The following is a 3,501-nucleotide window of genomic DNA, read 5'->3' on the forward strand; positions in this document are numbered from 1 at the left end:
GGGACCGTCACTTCAGCGGGCGCTGCCGCGCTTGAAGTTCACCACCAGGGCATGGGTGATCTGCGGCCAGACGCCGGCCGGCAGGTCATGGCCCATGCCCGGAATCAGCACCAGCCGCGAATCCGGAATGGCGCGCGCCACCGCCTTGCCGCAGGCCGGCCGCACCAGCGGATCGGAAAGACCGTGGATGACCACCGCCGGCTTGTCGATGCGCTTGGCCAGCGACCGCAGGCTGCCGGTGCCGAGGATGGCGTTGAACTGACGCACCACGCCGGCCGGGTGGTAGCTGCGCTCGTACATGGTGGTGGCCAGCGTGCGCAGCTCATCTTCCGTGTGCGGGTACTTCGGCCCGCCGATCACGCGCATGAAATGCATGGAGTGGGCGATGATCTGCTCGCGCGTGGCGCCCTTGCCCGGCCCGCTCATGAGCGGCTTCAACGCCGACGGCTTCGGCGGCGGCAGCAGCGCCTGGTTGGTGCTGGAAAATATGATGCCGACCGAGCGCACGCGCTCCGGCCAGGTGGCGGCGAAGACCTGGGTGATCATGCCACCCATGGACGCGCCGACGATGTGCGCGCTGGGAATCTGCAGGAAGTCGAGCAGGCCGCGCACGTCGGCGGCCATGTCGTGCAGCGTGTAGGGCACCGGGCTGGGCAGGCCGAGCTGGGCGCGCAGCATGCGCTGCCACACCGGCCCGCGCACCTTGAGCTGCGACAGCTTGCTCGACAGGCCGATGTCGCGGTTGTCGAAACGGATGACGCGGTAGCCCTGCTTCACCAGCTGCTCGCAGAAGCCCAGCGGCCACAGCGAGAGCTGGGCGCTCAGACCCATGATCAGCAGCACCGGCGGATGCAGCACATCGCCCATGTCCTCGTAGGCCAGCTCGAGGCCGTTGGCCTCCGCCACGCCGCGACGAATCTCCATCAAGCTCACCTCTTTTCCTGAATGATCGGGTAGGCCCAGCCCCCGAGGGATTTTTCCAGCGCCAGCGCGCCCGCGATGCCGAGGTGGTCCATGCCTTCGGCGGCCACCAGCTGCACGCCGGTCGGCAGGCCGTCGGCGTTGAGCCCGGTCGGCACCGAGGTCGCCGGCAGCGACAGCGCGTTGAACACCGCGCAGTTGACGAAATTGAACGGCGGCAGCAGCGCGTGATAGTGCTTCGGCGCCACGGTCGGATACGGCGGCGTGACCAGGATGCCGTCATCGCGCAGGGCATCCTCGAGCTGGCGCTTGAGCGTCAGTGCCTGCGCGCGCAGCTTCGCGGTGCGTCGCGGCGTNCGCGCAGCGGCACGCGCGGATCGCGCGAACCGAACATGTGGTCGGCGAAGGTGTTGTCGCTCTCCGCCGTGGCCAGCATGGCGCTCCACAGGTCCAGCGCTTTCGCCATCAGCGGCAGGTGCACCGCCTCCACCGTCGCGCCCTGCGCCATCAGTGCCTGCACGGCGCGGTCGCGGGCGCCGAGCTGATCGGCATCGGGCGTGATGGCGAGCTCGCGGGCGAACTGCAGCACGCGCAGGCGCGAGATGTCGACCGCCGACACATCGCCCAGGCGCCCGGCCTCGGGGCCGGCGAGGATGCGCAGCAACGGCTCCAGGTCGCCGGCGCGGCGGCACAGCGGGCCGGTGGCGAGGTGACGGTCGATCTGCCCGGACGGCGGCGGGAACTGGCCTTCGTTGCTGACCAGGCCCGGCGAGCACTTGTGGCCGAACACGCCGTTGAAGAACGCAGGCATGCGGATGGAGCCGCCGACATCGCTGCCGAGGCCGAACGGCGAGGCGCCGCTGGCGACGATGGCGCCCTCGCCGCCCGACGAGCCGCCGACCGTGCGCGCCGGGTCGTAGGGATTGTTGCTGCGGCCGTAGACCTTGTTGAAGCTCTCCATCCACATGCACAGCTCGGAGGTGTTGGTGACCCCGAGCGGAATGGCGCCGGCGGCGCGCAGGCGGGCCAAGGCCGGCGCGTCATCGGCGACCTTGCGGCCGATGCGGCCGACCAGGCCGGCGGTGTTGGGCAGGCCGGCGAAGTGGAAACTTTCCTTGATGGTGCAGGGCACGCCGAGCAGCGGCGGCAGCGCATCCAGGGTGCCGGCGGCACGCGCGGCGGCGATCTCCTCGTCGGCGCGGGCGGCCTCGACACGGGCATCGGCCACGCGCTCGCAGACCACGGCATTGATGACCGGATTGACCTGGCGCAGCCGCGCGATATGGGCCTCGACCACGGCGACCGAGGTCAGTTCGCCGGACCGGATGCGCTCCGCCAGACGGAAAGCGGACGACAGCAGGACATCGGACATGGTTCATTGCCAGAATATGGGGTGCAGCGACTTTGCCCCAGTCCGTGACGCGATGCAATAATCCCGCTCAGGATTCCCCGCGCCCGCCAGCGCCCACGCGAACAACGACGCCAGCCGACCCATGCCCCAGCCGCCTGCCAACGGACACTCACCGGAGTCCGCAGCGCGCATCGACCGCATCGATGCGCTGCTGCCGCAGACCCAGTGCGGGCTGTGCAAGACCGCCGGCTGCCGGCCCTATGCCGAGGCCATCGCGGCGGGCGCGCCGATCAACCACTGCGTGCCGGGCGGGCAGCCGACCATCGATGCCATCGCCGAACTCCTGCAGGTGCCGGCGCTGCCGCCGGACCCGGCCTACGGCACGGCGCCGCCGCACCGGCTGGTGGCGCTGATCCGCGAGGACGAATGCATCGGCTGCACCAAGTGCATCCAGGCCTGCCCGGTGGATGCCATCGTCGGCGCCGCCCGCCAGATGCACACCGTGCTGGCCGACGAATGCACCGGCTGCAACCTCTGCGTGCCGCCCTGCCCGGTCGACTGCATCGATCTGGTGCCGGGACCGGACATCCCGATGACCTGGCACCCGGTGCGCATCCGCCCGCAAGACGGTCCGCCGGTCGCGCCCGCCATGGCCGGCCGCATTCCGCTGGTCCCCGCCGAGGAAGCGCCGGACGCCGGCGCACGCCAGGCCGCCCAGGCCCGTGCCGACCATGCCCGCGACCGCTATCTGGCGCGCAACCGGCGCCTGGCCGCAGAAGCCGATGAAAAAGCCGCGCGCCGTCAGGCGGCGCAGGCCGCAGGAAACGCGGCCGCTGCGCCCTTGCCCCCCGCATCGGCCAGCACGCCCGTCGCAGCCGGCGCCACCGGCACGACAGCAGCGCAGTCAGGGGGCGCCGACACCAGCGGCCTGATGATTGCCGCCGCCATGGCCCGCAGCCAGCTGAAGAAGGCAGAGAAGCAGGTCGCCGCCCTGCTCGCCCGCGGCGAATCCGCGGAAACGCTGCAGGCGCAGCTGCCCGCGCTGCAGGCCGCCGTGGAGACCGCCCAGGCCGCGCTGGCCCGAGCCCAGCAGGCCGGAGCCGGCTGAGCGCTCAGCCCGCCGGCATCCGCGCCGGCCTCAGGCCAGCGCGGTATCCAGCGTCATCATGACCACGAAACCGATCATCAGGCCCGCCGTGGCGAAGGACTCGTGGCCCTTGCGGTGCGAC

At 71.3% G+C, this 3,501-nt stretch carries 3 protein-coding genes and 1 pseudogene; 1 reads left to right on the forward strand and 3 read right to left on the reverse strand.

Annotation, left to right across the window (positions count from 1 at the left end):
• Nucleotides 1-12: 12 nt before the first annotated feature.
• The 3 genes from C5O18_RS07615 to C5O18_RS07620 are packed head-to-tail and all read right to left on the reverse strand — an operon-like array spanning nt 13 to nt 2,293.
• Nucleotides 13-924 carry an alpha/beta fold hydrolase gene (locus tag C5O18_RS07615; protein WP_105192877.1) on the reverse strand — a complete coding sequence of 304 codons (912 nt, stop codon included), beginning with the start codon at nt 922-924 and terminating at the stop codon, nt 13-15.
• Between the two features lie 5 nt (nt 925-929).
• Complete coding sequence (locus tag C5O18_RS11010) at nt 930-1,256, reverse strand: amidase family protein (protein ID WP_277422156.1); 327 nt, start codon at nt 1,254-1,256, stop codon at nt 930-932.
• A complete protein-coding gene (locus C5O18_RS07620) occupies nt 1,238-2,293 on the reverse strand; it encodes an amidase (RefSeq protein ID WP_206389789.1) in 1,056 nt (351 codons plus the stop codon). Before C5O18_RS07620 ends, C5O18_RS11010 begins: the two co-directional genes overlap by 19 nt.
• 121 nt (nt 2,294-2,414) lie before the next feature.
• Here C5O18_RS07620 and C5O18_RS10895 point away from each other — a divergent pair.
• Nucleotides 2,415-2,900 (forward strand): annotated as a pseudogene (locus C5O18_RS10895) (RnfABCDGE type electron transport complex subunit B); the annotation flags it as partial.
• Nucleotides 2,901-3,501: the final 601 nt, after the last annotated feature.

Source organism: Amnimonas aquatica (assembly GCF_002943415.1).
Lineage (GTDB): Bacteria > Pseudomonadota > Gammaproteobacteria > Pseudomonadales > Moraxellaceae > Perlucidibaca > Perlucidibaca aquatica_A.